Source organism: Pectobacterium aquaticum, from assembly GCF_003382565.3.
Classification (GTDB): Bacteria; Pseudomonadota; Gammaproteobacteria; order Enterobacterales; family Enterobacteriaceae; genus Pectobacterium; species Pectobacterium aquaticum.
Window position 1 is genome coordinate 2,940,724 of record NZ_CP086253.1, and the last position, 15,878, is coordinate 2,956,601.

The 15,878-nt window shown below is 47.6% G+C and carries 14 protein-coding genes and 5 pseudogenes; 7 read left to right on the forward strand and 12 right to left on the reverse strand.

Annotated features, from left to right (window positions below):
• Positions 1-41: 41 nt before the first annotated feature.
• The 4 genes from gndA to DMB82_RS13710 all read right to left on the reverse strand — a co-directional run bounded on the left by gndA (position 42) and on the right by DMB82_RS13710 (position 3,349).
• Positions 42-1,448, reverse strand: a complete 1,407-nt coding sequence (gene gndA, locus DMB82_RS13695; RefSeq protein WP_116162191.1) for an NADP-dependent phosphogluconate dehydrogenase — start codon at positions 1,446-1,448, stop codon at positions 42-44.
• Between the two features lie 230 nt (positions 1,449-1,678).
• Positions 1,679-2,575 (reverse strand): sugar phosphate nucleotidyltransferase, encoded by an 897-nt coding sequence (locus DMB82_RS13700; RefSeq protein WP_102116586.1) that lies wholly within the window; start codon positions 2,573-2,575, stop codon positions 1,679-1,681.
• Positions 2,576-2,806: 231 nt separating this feature from the next.
• On the reverse strand, positions 2,807-3,085 hold the full coding sequence (locus DMB82_RS13705) for a type II toxin-antitoxin system YafQ family toxin (RefSeq protein ID WP_103972206.1): 279 nt from the start codon (positions 3,083-3,085) through the stop codon (positions 2,807-2,809).
• A 3-nt stretch (positions 3,086-3,088) separates the two neighbouring features.
• On the reverse strand, positions 3,089-3,349 hold the full coding sequence (locus tag DMB82_RS13710) for a type II toxin-antitoxin system RelB/DinJ family antitoxin (RefSeq protein WP_102116587.1): 261 nt from the start codon (positions 3,347-3,349) through the stop codon (positions 3,089-3,091).
• A 182-nt stretch (positions 3,350-3,531) separates the two neighbouring features.
• On the opposite strand from DMB82_RS13710, the gene rfbA reads away from it, so the two are divergent.
• From rfbA to DMB82_RS13730, 4 genes and pseudogenes are all read left to right on the forward strand, one after another.
• Positions 3,532-4,401: a glucose-1-phosphate thymidylyltransferase RfbA gene (gene rfbA, locus DMB82_RS13715; protein WP_116155746.1), complete on the forward strand. Its 870-nt coding sequence runs from the start codon at positions 3,532-3,534 to the stop codon at positions 4,399-4,401.
• A 1-nt stretch (position 4,402) separates the two neighbouring features.
• The gene (rfbC, locus tag DMB82_RS13720) at positions 4,403-4,939 is read left to right on the forward strand and encodes a dTDP-4-dehydrorhamnose 3,5-epimerase (RefSeq protein WP_116162189.1); all 537 of its coding nucleotides are present in this window, start codon (positions 4,403-4,405) and stop codon (positions 4,937-4,939) included.
• The gene (rfbD, locus tag DMB82_RS13725) at positions 4,936-5,787 is read left to right on the forward strand and encodes a dTDP-4-dehydrorhamnose reductase (RefSeq protein WP_116162187.1); all 852 of its coding nucleotides are present in this window, start codon (positions 4,936-4,938) and stop codon (positions 5,785-5,787) included. Before rfbC ends, rfbD begins: the two co-directional genes overlap by 4 nt.
• A gap of 224 nt (positions 5,788-6,011) precedes the next feature.
• A pseudogene (locus DMB82_RS13730) lies at positions 6,012-6,328 on the forward strand (IS1-like element transposase); the annotation flags it as partial.
• A 23-nt stretch (positions 6,329-6,351) separates the two neighbouring features.
• Here the strand turns inward: DMB82_RS13730 and DMB82_RS13735 are convergent.
• A protein-coding gene (locus DMB82_RS13735; protein WP_420892623.1) for an IS3 family transposase occupies positions 6,352-7,865 on the reverse strand; the annotation gives its coding sequence in 2 pieces (ribosomal slippage) (positions 6,352-7,415 and positions 7,415-7,865; 1,515 coding nt in all).
• A 63-nt stretch (positions 7,866-7,928) separates the two neighbouring features.
• Between DMB82_RS13735 and DMB82_RS13740 the strand changes: the two are divergent.
• Both DMB82_RS13740 and DMB82_RS13745 read left to right on the forward strand, forming a co-directional pair.
• Positions 7,929-8,252 (forward strand): annotated as a pseudogene (locus tag DMB82_RS13740) (IS1 family transposase); the annotation flags it as partial.
• 59 nt (positions 8,253-8,311) lie between these two features.
• Positions 8,312-9,156 (forward strand): IS5 family transposase gene (locus DMB82_RS13745; protein WP_116164933.1). Its coding sequence is split into 2 segments (ribosomal slippage): positions 8,312-8,657 and positions 8,657-9,156, totalling 846 coding nucleotides; the frame shifts between segments, so codons are not numbered across the junction.
• Positions 9,157-9,281: 125 nt separating this feature from the next.
• Here DMB82_RS13745 and DMB82_RS13750 read toward each other — a convergent pair.
• The 3 genes and pseudogenes from DMB82_RS13750 to DMB82_RS13760 all read right to left on the reverse strand — a co-directional run.
• The gene (locus tag DMB82_RS13750; protein WP_116164936.1) at positions 9,282-10,832 is read right to left on the reverse strand and encodes a glycosyl hydrolase; all 1,551 of its coding nucleotides are present in this window, start codon (positions 10,830-10,832) and stop codon (positions 9,282-9,284) included.
• Positions 10,833-10,835: 3 nt separating this feature from the next.
• Positions 10,836-11,627 (reverse strand): 3-deoxy-manno-octulosonate cytidylyltransferase, encoded by a 792-nt coding sequence (gene kdsB, locus DMB82_RS13755; RefSeq protein WP_116164938.1) that lies wholly within the window; start codon positions 11,625-11,627, stop codon positions 10,836-10,838.
• A gap of 138 nt (positions 11,628-11,765) precedes the next feature.
• A pseudogene (locus DMB82_RS13760) lies at positions 11,766-11,978 on the reverse strand (transposase); the annotation flags it as partial.
• Positions 11,979-12,074: 96 nt separating this feature from the next.
• On the opposite strand from DMB82_RS13760, the pseudogene DMB82_RS13765 reads away from it, so the two are divergent.
• Positions 12,075-13,083: pseudogene (locus tag DMB82_RS13765) on the forward strand (IS3 family transposase); the annotation flags it as partial.
• 4 nt (positions 13,084-13,087) lie between these two features.
• Here the strand turns inward: DMB82_RS13765 and DMB82_RS13770 are convergent.
• The 4 genes and pseudogenes from DMB82_RS13770 to kdsA all read right to left on the reverse strand — a co-directional run.
• Positions 13,088-13,576, reverse strand: a pseudogene (locus DMB82_RS13770) (ISAs1 family transposase); the annotation flags it as partial.
• 138 nt (positions 13,577-13,714) lie between these two features.
• A protein-coding gene (locus tag DMB82_RS13775; RefSeq protein WP_116164933.1) for an IS5 family transposase occupies positions 13,715-14,559 on the reverse strand; the annotation gives its coding sequence in 2 pieces (ribosomal slippage) (positions 13,715-14,214 and positions 14,214-14,559; 846 coding nt in all).
• A gap of 59 nt (positions 14,560-14,618) precedes the next feature.
• The gene (locus DMB82_RS13780) at positions 14,619-15,002 is read right to left on the reverse strand and encodes an HAD family hydrolase (protein WP_116164725.1); all 384 of its coding nucleotides are present in this window, start codon (positions 15,000-15,002) and stop codon (positions 14,619-14,621) included.
• A gap of 11 nt (positions 15,003-15,013) precedes the next feature.
• The gene (gene kdsA / locus DMB82_RS13785; RefSeq protein ID WP_116164727.1) at positions 15,014-15,859 is read right to left on the reverse strand and encodes a 3-deoxy-8-phosphooctulonate synthase; all 846 of its coding nucleotides are present in this window, start codon (positions 15,857-15,859) and stop codon (positions 15,014-15,016) included.
• Between the last annotated feature and the right edge of the window lie 19 nt (positions 15,860-15,878).

A 15,878-nucleotide genomic window follows, 5' to 3' on the forward strand; every position in this document is an offset into this window, starting at 1 on the left:
CGTTTTATTAACAAACCGCGCTATCTAAGCATAAGAAACGACTATTCCAGCCATTCGGTATGGAATACGCCTTCTTTATCCGTACGCTTATAGGTATGCGCGCCGAAATAATCACGCTGAGCCTGAATCAGGTTAGCAGGCAGCACGGCTGAACGGTAGCTGTCGTAATAAGCAATGGCCGCTGAGAAGGTTGGCGTCGGGATGCCTTGCTGAACCGCGTAAGAGACGACGTCGCGCAGCGCTTGCTGATATTCGTCCGCCACTTTCTTGAAGTAAGGTGCTAACAGCAGGTTAGCGATATCCGCTTTCTGCTCATACGCATCGGTGATTTTTTGCAGGAACTGTGCACGGATGATACAGCCCGCACGGAAAATCTTGGCAATTTCACCGTAGTTCAGATCCCAGTTGTTCTCGTCGGATGCTGCTTTCAGCTGTGAGAAGCCCTGAGCATAAGAAACGATTTTACCCAGATACAGCGCACGACGCACTTTCTCAACAAACTCGGCTTTATCGCCACCGAATGCCTGAGCCGTTGGGCCAGTCAGCACTTTAGAGGCAGCAACACGCTGATCTTTTAGTGAAGACAGGTAACGAGCAAACACGGATTCCGTAATCAGAGACAGCGGTTCACCCAGATCCAGAGAGCTTTGGCTGGTCCATTTACCGGTACCTTTGTTAGCTGCTTCATCCAGAATCACGTCAACCAGATAGTTACCGTATTCATCTTTCTTCCTGAAGATATCGGCAGTGATTTCAATCAGGTAACTACTTAACTCGCCTTTGTTCCACTCAGAGAACGTCGCGGCAAGCTCGTCATTGCCCAAATTCAAAGCCTGTTTGAGCAATGCATAGGCTTCGGCAATAAGCTGCATGTCGCCGTATTCAATACCGTTATGCACCATCTTAACATAGTGGCCTGCACCATCAGCGCCAATGTAGGTCACACAGGCTTCGCCATCAGCACGTGCGGCAATCTGTTCCAGAATCGGCGCAACCAGTTCATACGCTTCTTTCTGGCCACCCGGCATAATGGAAGGCCCTTTCAGCGCGCCCTCTTCCCCACCAGATACGCCTGTACCGATGAAGTTAAACCCTTCAGCGGACAGTTCGCGGTTACGGCGAATCGTATCTTTATAGAAGGTGTTACCGCCATCGATCAGAATATCGCCCTTTTCCAGGTAAGGTTTCAGCGATTCAATCGTTTTATCGGTTGCTTCACCGGCCTTCACCATCAGCAGAATACGGCGGGGTTTTTCCAGGGATTCGACAAACTCTTCAACGGTGTAAGAAGGAACCAGTTTTTTACCCGGATTTTCCGCGATAACTTCATCGGTTTTATCGGAAGAACGGTTAAAGATGGAAACGCTATAGCCACGGCTCTCAATGTTCAGCGCCAGATTGCGCCCCATCACCGCCATACCGACAACGCCAATTTGCTGTTTGGACATTAAAGCAACTCCTGTCTGAAGGATAACCTGCCTGCAACGGCGACAACGCCTCGCGTTGCGACCTCGCAAGCAATTTAAAAACAGGCCGACATGGTAACTCAGCTTGGCGTGAGTGGGTAGTGATTGGTTTGATAGCGAAAGCTCACCCAATCGGAACGTATGGTGGGAAAAAGAAAAAACCGCAGAACGATTCAACGATCTGCGGTTTTACAGCGAGTTATCACTCAATATTACTTTTTCAGCAGCGCCTTAATACTTTCTTTAAATTCGGCACCAAACTCAGGGTTGCGTAACCCATAAGACACAAATGCCTGCGCGTAACCCAACTTACGGCCACAGTTAAAGTTCTTGCCTGACATTTGCACAGCATCCACCTGCTGAGTCGCGATCATATCGGCAATCACATCCGTTAACTGAATACGTCCCCATGCACCGGGAACCGCTTTTTCCAGCAGTGGCCAGGCATCGGCGGTTAACACATAACGCCCTACCGCAGAAAGGTCAGACCCCGTTTCAGAAGGTGCCTCAGGCTTTTCAATCATAGATGTAATCGCTGCGGCATCACCTGGGTTCACCAGCGGTTTGTCGCAATCGACGACAGAGTACTCGGGCAGTACCTCATAAGGACGATGTTTCACCAGCACCTGACTACGCCCTGTTTCTTCAAAACGGGAGATCAACAATGCCAGGTTTTCCTTCGTTTGATCGGCTGTGCTTTCATCCAGCACCACATCCGGCAACACCACCACAAACGGACTATCGCCAATGATTGGGCGAGCACAAGAGACCGCATGCCCTAACCCTAGCGTTTCCCCTTGACGAACGTTCATGATCGTTACGCCTTTCGGACAAATGGCCTGAACTTCTGCCAACAGCTGACGCTTAGCCCGTTCTTCCAGCAAGGACTCAAGCTCAAACGAGGTATCGAAATGGTTTTCAATTGCGTTTTTCGACGCATGCGTCACCAGAACAATTTCTTTAATCCCCGCCCTCACACACTCGTTGACGATCTTCTCAATCACAGGGCGGTCAACCAATGGCAACATTTCCTTAGGAATTGCCTTGGTCACTGGTAACAAATTCATCCCTAAACCTGCTACAGGGATAATCGCTTTCAATGATGTCATGGATTGACTCTCTTCAATCTAATGGTTTTTATCTGGAGAACGATTGTGTTTTATCGAACACTTTTCACTTAGCAGCGTAATCCCACAACGCCACGCATGACACTAAGATTACACCTAATCAGCCACAAAGCGATCTCAGGTTGAGACTTTTTATGATGTGCTGGAACGTTCTGTTTTTATCATCGTGCCAGTAAAGAACATTCCGCAACAAAATCATCTTTATGAATCTATTTAGAAAAGGTCAGCGTGCGTCCCTGTACGTTCAAAACGCAAAACGTCATCGGTCAGCTTGTAAATAAGAAGCCAATCCGGCTCGATATGCGCATCTCTGTAGCCTTTATAGTTTCCCTGGAGGGGGTGATCCTGATATTCCTGTGGCAACGGTCGTTTGTCTTCAAGCAAAAGCTGCATAAGCGTTTTAAGCTTGTTCATGTTTTTATGTCGCCGTTGCGCTTTTTTCACATCACGTTGGAATTGACCAGAATATGCAATTTCCCTTTGCTTTTTCATCCATTAGATCCCTAATTTATCAAACAGATCGGCGGCGTCTTTTGCTGTATAGACATCAACCCCTTTCTCGCTGTCAGCCATCGTTTGTGCGGTAAGCTTATTAGGGACATGCATATCAAATGGAAGTGCTTTTTCTTTAGCCACTTTCGTTAACGTTATGCGCACCAGATCCGATACCGTCAACCCCATGCTAGCCAACACTTCCGCTGCTTCATTTTTAAGATTCTCATCAATACGGGCACGTACAAATGCATTCGCTGCCATAATATTTTCCTCCATTCAATGTGTACTCAAAATGTAGCTCAATTGAGCTACAAAAGCAAAAACATATCCACTCCTGCATTCGTTACTTTTTCTGATACATCAGACAATTCTGGTGAAACAGGGTGATATACTTGAACGACGATTTAGAGATAACGTTTAATACAATAAAGGTGAAATTGTTGATGAAAGGGATCGTGCTCGCAGGGGGAAGTGGTACTCGGCTATATCCGATTACTCGCGGTGTTTCTAAGCAGCTACTGCCTATCTATGATAAGCCGATGGTTTATTACCCCATTTCGGTTCTCATGCTCGCGGGTATCCGTGAAATACTGATTATCACTACGCCCGAGGATATGCCAGCATTTCAACGCCTTTTAGGCGACGGAAGCCGTTTTGGCATTGAGCTTAGCTACGCGATTCAACCTAGGCCTGATGGACTTGCCCAAGCTTTTATCATCGGTGAAGAATTCATCAATGGGGAACGCTGCGCGCTAGTGCTCGGTGATAATATTTATTTCGGCCAGAGCTTTGGTAAAAAACTTGAAGCCGTTGCAGCTAAAGACAAAGGGGCAACAATCTTCGGTTACCAGGTCACCGATGCCGAGCGGTTTGGCGTTGTCGAATTTGATCAGGATTTCAGAGCGTTATCGATAGAAGAAAAACCGGTTAAACCAAAGTCTAATTGGGCCGTCACTGGACTCTACTTCTATGATAAAAATGTCGTAGAGATGGCGAAACAGGTCAAACCATCACACCGCGGCGAGTTAGAAATTACTACATTGAACCAAATGTATCTTGAGCAAGGTACGTTGAATGTTGAGCTGCTGGGAAGAGGTTTCGCCTGGTTGGACACTGGTACACACGACAGTCTGATTGAAGCGTCACAATTTATCCATACTATTGAAAAGCGTCAAGGGTTGAAGGTTGCCTGTCTGGAAGAGATCGCATTCCGAAAAGGCTGGCTCTCTAAACAGCAAGTTGCTGACGAAGCAAAAGTAATGAGCAAAACGTCCTATGGGCAGTATTTAACCCAACTTATCGCAGAGAAATAATATGCAAGTCATTGATACTATTATTCATGGCGCAAAAATTATTCAGCCGAAAGTATTCGGTGATGCCAGAGGCTTCTTTCTGGAAACGTTTGAAAAGAGACGTTATCAGGAGATGTTGGATATCGATGTAGACTTTGTTCAGGATAATCACTCTCGTTCAAGTAAAGGTGTATTACGAGGCCTGCATTTCCAGAAAACAAACCCACAGGGGAAACTAGTTCGTGTTGTACGCGGCGAGGTTTTTGATGTCGCGGTAGATATTCGTCAGGATTCACCTACCTACGGGAAATGGTATGGCGTCACACTGTCAGAAGAAAACAAAACCCAATTTTGGCTTCCACCGGGGCTGGCGCATGGTTTTGTCGTTCTCTCAGATACCGCAGATTTCGAGTACAAGTGTACTGATTATTATGATCCTAGCGATGAAGGTTGCCTGCTATGGAACGATCCTGAAGTTGGCATTGAATGGCCGATAACCGCCCCTTTACTATCTGAGAAAGATAAACTAGGGAAATTATTCAAGGACCTGGCAAAATGAAAATATTACTGACAGGTGCAAATGGGCAATTGGGTCGCTGTTTTCAGGATCGTCTGCCAACTGAGTGGGAAATCCTAGCAACCGATACTGCTGAGCTTGATATTACTGATTTAGCGCGCGTTGAAGAAATAGTAAAAGATTTCCAGCCTGATGCTATCGTCAACGCTGCTGCGTACACTGCAGTAGACAAGGCTGAATCAGAACCTGAACTTGCAGAAAAGATTAACGTTACGGGCCCAGAGAATTTAGCGATTGCCGCCAGCAAGCAAGGTATTCGGTTAGTCCATGTTTCTACTGACTACGTCTTTGATGGTAATGCTACTGAGCCTTACCACGAAGATAGTGCGACGAATCCGTTAAGTGTTTACGGTAAAACCAAGCTGGCGGGTGAGCAGGCAGTGACACAAGCTGCGCCTGAAACAATTATTGTGCGTACTGCTTGGGTATTTAGCGAATACGGCAATAACTTCGTGAAAACCATGCTCCGGCTAGCCAAAGAACGTGACACGTTGAGCATCGTTAACGACCAGCGTGGCTGCCCAACTTATGCTGGCGATATTGCGCAAGCGATTATTGCACTGCTACAGCAACAGGCTGCTGGGGGGATTTATCACTACACGGGTGATAAAGAAGTTAGTTGGTTTGAATTTGCCCAAGCGATATTTACTGTGGCGGTACAGAAAGCGGTGCTGAGTAAAGCGCCGACGCTCACGCCGATCACCACAGCTCAGTATCCCACACCAGCACACAGACCTGCTTATTCAACGCTTGCTGGGGACAAAATAAAGGGATTGGGAATTACGTTATCTGATTGGCAGAGTGCGTTAAGCACAACAATTGGCGATTAAAGCCTGGGCTGAGCCATATCGATAAACATTGTTAAACGCCTGATGCTATTACATTAGGCGTTTTTTAAGATAGTAAAATTCGCTGAGTCAAAGATGGAACGCCACTCTTTTTCCTGTCGGAAGTTTCACCTTGAAAGCGGTCACATTCCGTTTCAGGATGGAAAATCGGTAATGCCTTCAATCGATAGAAATTTCTGTTACCCTATGGGTATTTGAGGTTTTCTGTGGCTACCGTTACCGTCCATTGTCCCCGATGCCATTCAGATGAAATTTATCGCCATGGTCGTAGTACTTCACAACACGAGCGCTTTCGGTGTCGGTCATGTAAACGTGTTTTCCAGTTGACCTACACCTATGAAGCGCGGAAGCCGAGAGTCAAAGAACAAATCGTTGATATGGCGCATAACGGTTCCGGTGTGCGCGATACCGCCAGAACGCTGAAGATAGGCATCAACACCGTCATACGTGCTTTAAAAAATTCTCTCCCCAGCGCATAACTTCTTCTCCGGTCGCTCACGCCGACGTAGCCGGTAAGTGTCAAGGTAGTTGGCACCCCCGGTTGATTTAGGCTGCCTGTTTTTCCCGTTCTGGATTCAGCATTACCCTGCCTACCTGATGCCAGTTTCGTGTTCTGCCAGACCAGCGTTCAGGCCGTTGCGTTTTTGCCTTTTTGTACACCTCATCCCGATTTTTCAGCAACACACCGTCTTCTCCACGATGTCGCTGACCCGGCGTCACATATCTGATACCGCTATGTCTGTGCGTTTCGTTATACCACTGCGTAAAATCCTCTACCCATTCACGCGCCTCATCCAATGTACCGAACCCCGATGACGGCCACTGCGGGATATATTTCAGTGTTCTGAACAGCGACTCCACATACGCGTTGTCGTTACTGACTCTTGGCCGGCTGTGAGATGGCCTTATTGCCAGCTCATGTAGCTTCATTTGCAACGTCTGTGACTTCATCGCCGCACCATTGTCCGCATGCAGTACCGGCGGGGATTGCCAGCATCCTTCCCGGAGGACCGTGCGTTGTATCAGCGCTGCCGCCTGCTCACCACTTTCAGTTTCATGCACTTCATATCCCACGATTTTTCGGCTGTAGAGGTCTTCCACCAGATACAGGTAAAACCAGCGCCCCTTTACGGTTGACGGAACCCATGTAATGTCCCATGTCCACACCTCATTCGGCCCGCTGGCCTGCCAACTCGTAGCCGGGGTGACTTTCTGCGCTGCCCGTTGCCGTCCCCGGCGATGCACCTCTCCATGACGACGCAGTACCCGGTAAAAGGTTGACTCGCTTGCCAGATAAATCCCCTTATCCGCCAACGCCGGTACGATTTGTGACGGGGGGAGGCTGGCGTAGTCTGGCTGATGGCACACTGCCAGTATCTGTTGCTCTTCTTGCTCACTTAACTGGTTCACCGGGGAGGGCCTGACCGCGCTAACACGCTTGTCTTCCCACGACGTTTGCCAGCGTCGCCACGTCCGTTCACTTAATCCCGCTTCCGTCAGCGCTATTGACAGCCGAGCTCCTGACGCCATCGCGTCCCGCACGTAACCGATAAGTGCCTGCCGCTCTGTTCCGGGCGTCAGTCGTCCTCGTCGGTTTCCCCGTAAAAATCCCGCAACTGCTTTCGCAGCACCAGTATCGCTGCCGCCTCCGCCAGCGCCTTTTCCTTACGAACCAGTTTGCGTTTTAGTTGTTTAACTTCTTTCTGGCTTTGTTTGAGCGCCGCTTTGTCAGTGGGCGAAGACACCTGCAAAAAGCCTTGTTTCCACTGACTAATCTGTTCCAGGTAAAGCCCTTTTTTACGGCAGTATTGCGCGAGTTCTGTTTCGCTGAGTGTAGCTGTTTCGATAATCACAGCCAGCCGGGCTTCGGCTGACCATTGGTCTGTAGTTTTGTTTGCACCCGGCACCGGTATTCCCTCTGCTTTCGCCTTGTTACGCCAGTAATAAAGGGTAGCTTCCGATATCCCTTCCATCTGCGCAACTGCGGTGACGGTCATGTTGTAAGGCGGTAGTAATTTAGCCAGTGCAGCCGATTTACGTTCTGGTGAAATTCGTTTCACGATCTGTTCCCATCTTGTCATTAGTATTTTCGATGGGGGTGACAACTATCCTGACAGAGGGGGTATGCTTATAACACCAAAACAGGCGGCGTTCTGGCTTATACGTTCGGGCCGCGAAGCGATGAAACTTGCCGTGAACTGCTGGCTCTGCTCACTCTCTTCAGCATTGGCATGATAACCAGCGACGGCTGGGGCAGCTATGCCAGAGAAGTGCCGAAGGAGAAGCACCTGACAGGTAAAATTTTTACACAGCGCATTGAGCGTAACAATCTGACGCTCCGTACCCGCATCAAGCGTCTGGCACGCAAAACGATTTGCTTCTCACGCTCAATTGAGGTTCACGAGAAAGTCATCGGTTCCTTCATCGAAAGATACATGTTCTACTAGGCTGTGTCCCTTAATCACCTGAGCTATAGTAACTACTTGTTCCCACAACACATTGAACTATGGCCCGATACGATCTTCCCGATGAAGCATGGAGCATCATCCAGCCCTTGCTGCCTGCTGAACCCACATCCCCACGGGCCGGACGCCCATGGGCTGAGCATCGTAAAATCATTAACGGTATGTTCTGGGTGTTGTGTTCTGGCGCACCCTGGCGCGATTTACCTGAGCGATATGGTTCGTGGAAAACGGTTTATAATCGCTTTAACCGGTGGTCAAAATCGGGTGTTATTAACATTATTTTCAATAGGTTACTTTCGTTACTTGATGCAAACGGCCTTGTTGACTGGTCTGCCACGGCGCTGGATGGCAGCAATATCCGCGCGCTGAAATGTGCTGCCGGCGCTCAAAAAAACATATCGATATCACCGCAGATAATGGGCTGGGTCGCTCTCGCGGTGGTTTTGGCACCAAAATCCATCTGGCGACAGACGCAGACGGTCTGCCGTTAAACATTGTACTGAGTCCCGGACAGGCTCACGAAAGCCAGTTCGCATTACGCCTGCTGGATGGTATTGGTGTTCAGCGTCAGAACGGCAGTATGAAACGTCGTGGTCATGCGGTGCTGGCTGATAAGGCTTACTCGGGACATGCACTTCGCAATGAGCTGAAACGAAAAGGGATAAAAGTGGTTATCCCCCGAAAATCTAATGAAAAAATGGCATCGGATGGGCGTTCACAACTCGACCGTGATGCCTACCGAAATCGCAACGTTGTTGAGCGGTGTTTTGGCCGCTTGAAAGAATACCGTCGCATCGCTACTCGTTACGATAAAACGGCGAGAAATTATCTGTCGATGGTGAAACTGGGCTGCATCCGGCTCTTTTACAAGAAGTTATGCAATTAAGGGACACAGCCTAATTGGAGGCATTACCGGAAAACCGTGGATCATTACTCGCCTGTTCCACTTTGGCTATCCTTGGCTGTGTTAATCTCGGTTACTACCTTAAGAAGTGACAGTACCTGTAATTCTCATAACATGCTTTCAGCAAAAAAATGGTTTGCAGCTGTACTCTCTTCTTTTGAAAAAAAGAAATACATTAATTTCTCATCAGGTAAGAAATCACCTTGTCCTTTTTCAATTCTCCGACCATCAATCCCTTCTGCATACATAGCACCTGTTGGGAAAGTCTTTTTTTCGTTTGAATTGTGGTATACAGCAATGACAACATTCTCTTCAGCAGGAATTAACGCCTTGAATCCATGGTCAAAGGCTAAAAACTTCACATCACTTTGTGGCGATCCAGCCAGTATTTTTCCTGCTTGAACGTAAGCAGCAAGACTGAGATTTGGGCTGCCATCTTTACTTGTCAAACCGAAATATCTGATTCTCCCTCGCGGGTCCTTTTCAGTATAAAAAGGCAACACGAACGGAAAATAATGTTTAACCCCAGCGCTATAACCCACTATTGCTTTAGCAGCAATTTGTACAGCAACATCCATATTCTGCTGGTTGACGGTTGTCAGATCGTCCGAATAAGACTTTACTCCTGATTCAGTGATCCATACATTGCCAGAAAAACCCTTTGACTTGAGCCATGATTTATATTGAGTCAACGTCTGTATCAGCTCCTCGGCAGTTTCATAGGTATGAAAACTAAAATCACCTTTGGACTCAAAAAAATCTTTTCGTGATGAGATTGTTTTAGAAAATTCCGTATTAGCATAAAGACTACCAGCAAAGGTGCCATTAACGACCAAAACATCATTACCAATAGCATTGTGCATTTCTCTGGAATATGAAAGATATCTATCTACATATGCCACCATGTCCTTAACAGACAATCTTTGACCTTGCACATTATTGGGCTCATTTTTAGGTTCTATGCCAATCCAAGTCTTCTTCCACCTTTGGGTAACTTTAGGGAAATCAGTCATGATTTTATCAGAACTAGGAAATCCCAAGTTACCGAACATTGGAACTTGAACAGCCTCTAATATTTGTACATTAGAATTTTGATACTGTTTCCTGAGACTGTCTGTTTTATAATTACCATCCCACACTCCATTATTAGGAGATAAATCAAGCCAGATCAATCTTTCTCTTGCAACATTAATGTCAATCCGCTTTAACAGTTGTATATATTGATGCCGAAGATTTTCATCTTTAACAATATAATTCAATGCAGCATCAACACCAAAATAATCAGGTAGTTTTTTTGGCTCAAGTGAATATATACCTTTTACAACCCCCTTAATATTTAAGTGATAATATCCACTAGGTAAATTCAACTTTACCTTTGACGTGCAGTTAGCACTGGCTACGTTACCGGAGTCGGCTTCGCGTCCCATAATGTCTGAGATGGAATAGGACAGGTTATCTTCACAGGGCGATTGCACTATTTCGATCCACGCATCCTTATCAGATTCGACCACATACTGATCTAACTCTTTAGCACGCCAAAAAGTACCTACATCCGCCAAAAGGGTATGGGGTAGCATAGCGACACATAATGTGCTACCTAATATTATAGATTTGCTCCGTAAGAGACGGTTCAAGATTGCGACAACCCCCAGATTCATACTCTATTCTCCCGCTAAAGGCACCGCATTTGCATTCAGAATAGCAATCACACGCTCGACATCTTCTGCAGTATCCACTCCCTGTGGTGGAACACCATCCCAATGTAATACATGGATAGGGATCCCCAACCAAAGTGCCCGCAACTGCTCAAGCTTTTCGCTCATCTCCAACTGGCATGGCGGCGTTTTCGTGATTTTATCTAAAATATCAGCGCGATAAGCATAAATACCAATATGCCTTGAATAAGCTTTTATATCCCATTGTTCAGGAGGCAACTCGCGATTGAATGGCACCGCCCATCTTGAGAAGGTGATAGCATGGCTATCTTTGTCACACATAAGTTTGACAACATTAGCATCGTGTAGCTGGTTCATCGTTTCAATAGGAACTGAAACTGTGCCCATTGAAAAATTTGCCGATTGCCTGCAAAAATTAGCAAATGCGCGCAGCAACGCTGCCGGAACCAAGGGCTCATCACCCTGCACATTGATTATGATGTCACTACCTGACCACCCTATGTTTCGAACGACTTCTGCTGTTCTATCTGTGCCCGATTCATGATTAACATCAGTCATGATGCCAGGCACATCATAGGCACGAAGAACAGACTGAATACGTGCGTCATCGAAAGCTACCACAATATCTGCATCTTGCAACGCGCAACGGACGGCGTCATATACACGCACGATCATCGGCTTACCAGAAAGATCGATCAATGGTTTACCTGGCAGCCGAGTGGAACCATAACGTGCCGGAATAACAACTTTTAACCTAGATTCACTGGACTGCACCATATCTCTCCCATTGCGCAATCAATGGCTGATAGGCCTTCTGGAGAGAAAGCCCCCCGCTTGCAAAATACGCTCAACAACCTCCCTTGCCACCCCTTTCCCACCTTGGGATACAGGGCGGGATTCCACTTTGTTGATGAATTAACCAAAGATAACCTCGCTACGAAAATCTCCTGACCATCCGGCACATTGTTGTTTGCCCGCTATGCTATCTTTTTTTCCTTCATGCTGTTTCAGGACACTCAATGCCACTCGATTGAACAGCGCCATATGCGCCGCTCCTTCTGGGTCTTTTAGCTGCATCTCATCTTCTCTGAAAACCACATCCAATACCCAATGCAGTTGATTTTCTATGCATCTGATGTAGCCCCCTGAAACACCAGACAGTAGCTGTATCTCCAGATAAGAGATAGGCTTGAATATATGTCTAACACTAACGCCAATTTTGAGATGACCGGGATCCTGTTAGGGCAAGAAGTCCGTAAACGTAAAACTCCTCAGGAGAAGATCGCCATTATCCAGCAGACGATGGAGCCGGGCATGAATGTCTCCCATGTCGCCCGCCTGTATGGTATCCAGCCCAGCCTGCTGGATCTATATCAGGAAGGCAGCCTCACCGCCGTGGCGGCCGGAGAGGAAGTCGTTCTTGCTTCTGAGCTTACTGCTGCTCTGAAGCAGGTCAGGGAGCTTCAGCGACTTCTGGGCAAGAAGACGATGGAAGTTGAGATCCTGAAAGAAGCCGTGGAGTACGGCCAGTCGCGAAAATGGATAGCGCACGCGCCCTTGTTGCCAAAGGACGGGGAATAGCCCTGGTCAGCCGCACCATGGGCGTGTCGCGTGCGCAACTGTCACTGCGGATTAACCGTTCTGCCGACTGGCAGGACAGGCGCTGTAACCGGCGTAATGACGAAGCAGACGCAGGAATACTGTCGGCTATCCTGAACATTATCAGCGACATGCCGAGTTATGGTTATCGACGCGTGTGGGGCATCCTGCGCAAGCAACGTCGCACAGAGGGACAGGCCCCTAACGGCTTTACAGGATAATGAGCGAGCATAACCTGTTGTTGTTGCATGACAAGCCAGAGCGACCGAAGCGTGAACATAAGGGCAAAATCGCGGTAGCAGAAAGCGATATGCGCTGGTGTTCAGATGGCTTCGAGTTCGGCTGCGACAACGGCGAAAAACTGCGGGTAACGTTCGCGCTGGACTGCTGCGACCGTGAGGCCATAGACTGGGAAGCAAGCACGGTAGGCTATGACAGTTCGACGGTGCAGGATGTGATGCTGAGGTCGGTGGAAAAGCGCTTCGGCGACTGGTTGCCGGATACAGCGGTGCAGTGGCTGACGGATAACGGCTCAGCGTATACCGCGAATGAAACGCGGAGGTTCGCGAGAGAGCTGAATCTGGTGCCCTGCACAACAGCGGTGAGCAGCCCGCAGAGTAATGGCATGGCGGAGCGGTAGCATTTTCCAGCGACAGACATTCAATAAGCTGGCGGGCCACCGGTCCTTCTTTACCTTTGCTTTCAGTAGATTGTTGATACAACGCAATACCATTGCCAATGTCATAAGCGCTGACGACATGCAGAGCTTGCGCTAAAAAGCCGTTGCCCGTTCCGCGAAGCGTTTTACCGTCAATCGCTATCTGTTTTCTGCCATTACTGCTGCGACGTTCATTAATCCAGCTTAACAGTGCCGACATCAGGGACTGGCTATCTAATGCCTTGATAATATTGGCGATACAGTGACGTTTTGGAATGCCATTAGCAAAAGGAGAATGCTGTCTCAGCCACGGGAGTTGGCACTCACCGAATTGCTGTATGGCTTTCCATCCCGATGCACCGCTTAGCACAGCGGTAAAGGTGAGGAAAATGACGTCCATCAATTCATGCTTTTTATTCGTTTCGCAGCGTGGGTCGGGTATTTCATTGATATAATTAAAGATAGTCATTGTCTTTCACTGAGAGTTAGTGGAGATAAAGCTCAGATCAATAAAATCGAAATAAGTTCTCTATTTCAATAAGTAAAGTGGGATCCCGCCCTGCCTTGGGATGTGACTACATAATCCGCAGCCTCTAGGCTGTGTCCCTTAATTGCATAACTTCTTGTAAAAGAGCCGGATGCAGCCCAGTTTCACCATCGACAGATAATTTCTCGCCGTTTTATCGTAACGAGTAGCGATGCGACGGTATTCTTTCAAGCGGCCAAAACACCGCTCAACAACGTTGCGATTTCGGTAGGCATCACGGTCGAGTTGTGAACGCCCATCCGATGCCATTTTTTCATTAGATTTTCGGGGGATAACCACTTTTATCCCTTTTCGTTTCAGCTCATTGCGAAGTGCATGTCCCGAGTAAGCCTTATCAGCCAGCACCGCATGACCACGACGTTTCATACTGCCGTTCTGACGCTGAACACCAATACCATCCAGCAGGCGTAATGCGAACTGGCTTTCGTGAGCCTGTCCGGGACTCAGTACAATGTTTAACGGCAGACCGTCTGCGTCTGTCGCCAGATGGATTTTGGTGCCAAAACCACCGCGAGAGCGACCCAGCCCATTATCTGCGGTGATATCGATATGTTTTTTTGAGCGCCGGCAGCACATTTCAGCGCGCGGATATTGCTGCCATCCAGCGCCGTGGCAGACCAGTCAACAAGGCCGTTTGCATCAAGTAACGAAAGTAACCTATTGAAAATAATGTTAATAACACCCGATTTTGACCACCGGTTAAAGCGATTATAAACCGTTTTCCACGAACCATATCGCTCAGGTAAATCGCGCCAGGGTGCGCCAGAACACAACACCCAGAACATACCGTTAATGATTTTACGATGCTCAGCCCATGGGCGTCCGGCCCGTGGGGATGTGGGTTCAGCAGGCAGCAAGGGCTGGATGATGCTCCATGCTTCATCGGGAAGATCGTATCGGGCCATAGTTCAATGTGTTGTGGGAACAAGTAGTTACTATAGCTCAGGTGATTAAGGGACACAGCCTAGTACCAAAGAATGTGCATCGGAAGGGGCGTAAAAACAACCAACAATCCCAGCCAAGGGAAGTTCAACAACATCATCACCCACATATGCGTATCATCTAACATCTGCTCGCGTTTAATTGCCTCGTAAGCTTCACGCTTTTCCAAGTGTCCTGTTATGGTTACATCGAATTTAAGCTGCTGGATTCGAAAATCCAGCGCTTTACTGCTTTTCCCTGACAGCACACCTGCACGTAAACCGTGCGCATGTAACAACGCAATAGCTAATCCATCTCTGACATTGAATGCTTTAAAGCGCTCTCCTTGTTCATCCAAGTATAATGAACCGTCGGTCAGCACCCCATCAACATCAAATAACACCAAACGAATCGGCCCTTGATACACCGATCTCATCCTTATTCAATCTCCAAAGCAGGCAAAGATTTAATTAGCTCGTCGACCGATTTAATCTGAGTTAGAAAAGGCGCTAATGCAGCCAGAGGCAGAGCACTGGGACCATCACAACGCGCATTATTGGGATCGGGGTGAGACTCAAGAAACAGCCCTGCTAGCCCGACGCCCATTCCCGATCTTGCTAGCTCTAAGACTTGCCGACGGCGACCACCTGAAGCTGCACTACCAGGATCTCTACGCTGGAGGCTATGAGTAACATCGAATATGGCCGGCAACCCATCGCAAGCTTCAATCATTTCTCTGAACCCCAGCATATCGACTACAAGATTATCGTAGCCGAATTGTGCACCACGCTCACAAAGGATGATTTTTTCGTTCCCCGCTTCGCGAATTTTACTCACGATATGCTTCATTTGCTGAGGGCTTATAAATTGCGGTTTTTTGATGTTTATCACACGCCCAGTTTCTGCAATAGCGACGACCAAATCGGTTTGTCGAGCGAGAAACGCAGGAATCTGCAACACATCAACCACTTCTGCGACTACAGCTGCCTGCTCTGGCTCATGAACATCAGTAATTACCGGTACATCGAAACGCTTTTTAACTTCTTCAAATATTCTCAATCCCTCTTGCAAACCGACGCCACGAAAAGACTTAACGGATGAACGGTTTGCTTTATCAAAAGAGGCTTTGAACACATAGGGGATACCAAGTTTACTCGTTACATTGACATAGTGTTCAACAGCCGATAACGTTGAATCTAAATCTTCCAAAACGTTAATACCGCCGAATAATACAAACGGACGTTGGTTTGAAACCACTATATTTTTTGAAATTACAACTTCCATAATTAAACCCTTACCCACT

Bases quoted from the DNA above. Each gene is read 5' to 3' on its own strand.
- rfbD (WP_116162187.1), top strand. From the start codon at position 4,936: ATGAAAATATTACTGACAGGTGCAAATGGGCAATTGGGTCGCTGTTTT.
- DMB82_RS13750 (WP_116164936.1), bottom strand. From the start codon at position 10,832: ATGAATCTGGGGGTTGTCGCAATCTTGAACCGTCTCTTACGGAGCAAA.
- DMB82_RS13710 (WP_102116587.1), bottom strand. From the start codon at position 3,349: ATGGCAGCGAATGCATTTGTACGTGCCCGTATTGATGAGAATCTTAAA.
- rfbC (WP_116162189.1), top strand. From the start codon at position 4,403: ATGCAAGTCATTGATACTATTATTCATGGCGCAAAAATTATTCAGCCG.
- DMB82_RS13705 (WP_103972206.1), bottom strand. From the start codon at position 3,085: ATGAAAAAGCAAAGGGAAATTGCATATTCTGGTCAATTCCAACGTGAT.
- kdsA (WP_116164727.1), bottom strand. From the start codon at position 15,859: ATGGAAGTTGTAATTTCAAAAAATATAGTGGTTTCAAACCAACGTCCG.
- DMB82_RS13700 (WP_102116586.1), bottom strand. From the start codon at position 2,575: ATGACATCATTGAAAGCGATTATCCCTGTAGCAGGTTTAGGGATGAAT.
- rfbA (WP_116155746.1), top strand. From the start codon at position 3,532: ATGAAAGGGATCGTGCTCGCAGGGGGAAGTGGTACTCGGCTATATCCG.
- gndA (WP_116162191.1), bottom strand. From the start codon at position 1,448: ATGTCCAAACAGCAAATTGGCGTTGTCGGTATGGCGGTGATGGGGCGC.
- kdsB (WP_116164938.1), bottom strand. From the start codon at position 11,627: ATGGTGCAGTCCAGTGAATCTAGGTTAAAAGTTGTTATTCCGGCACGT.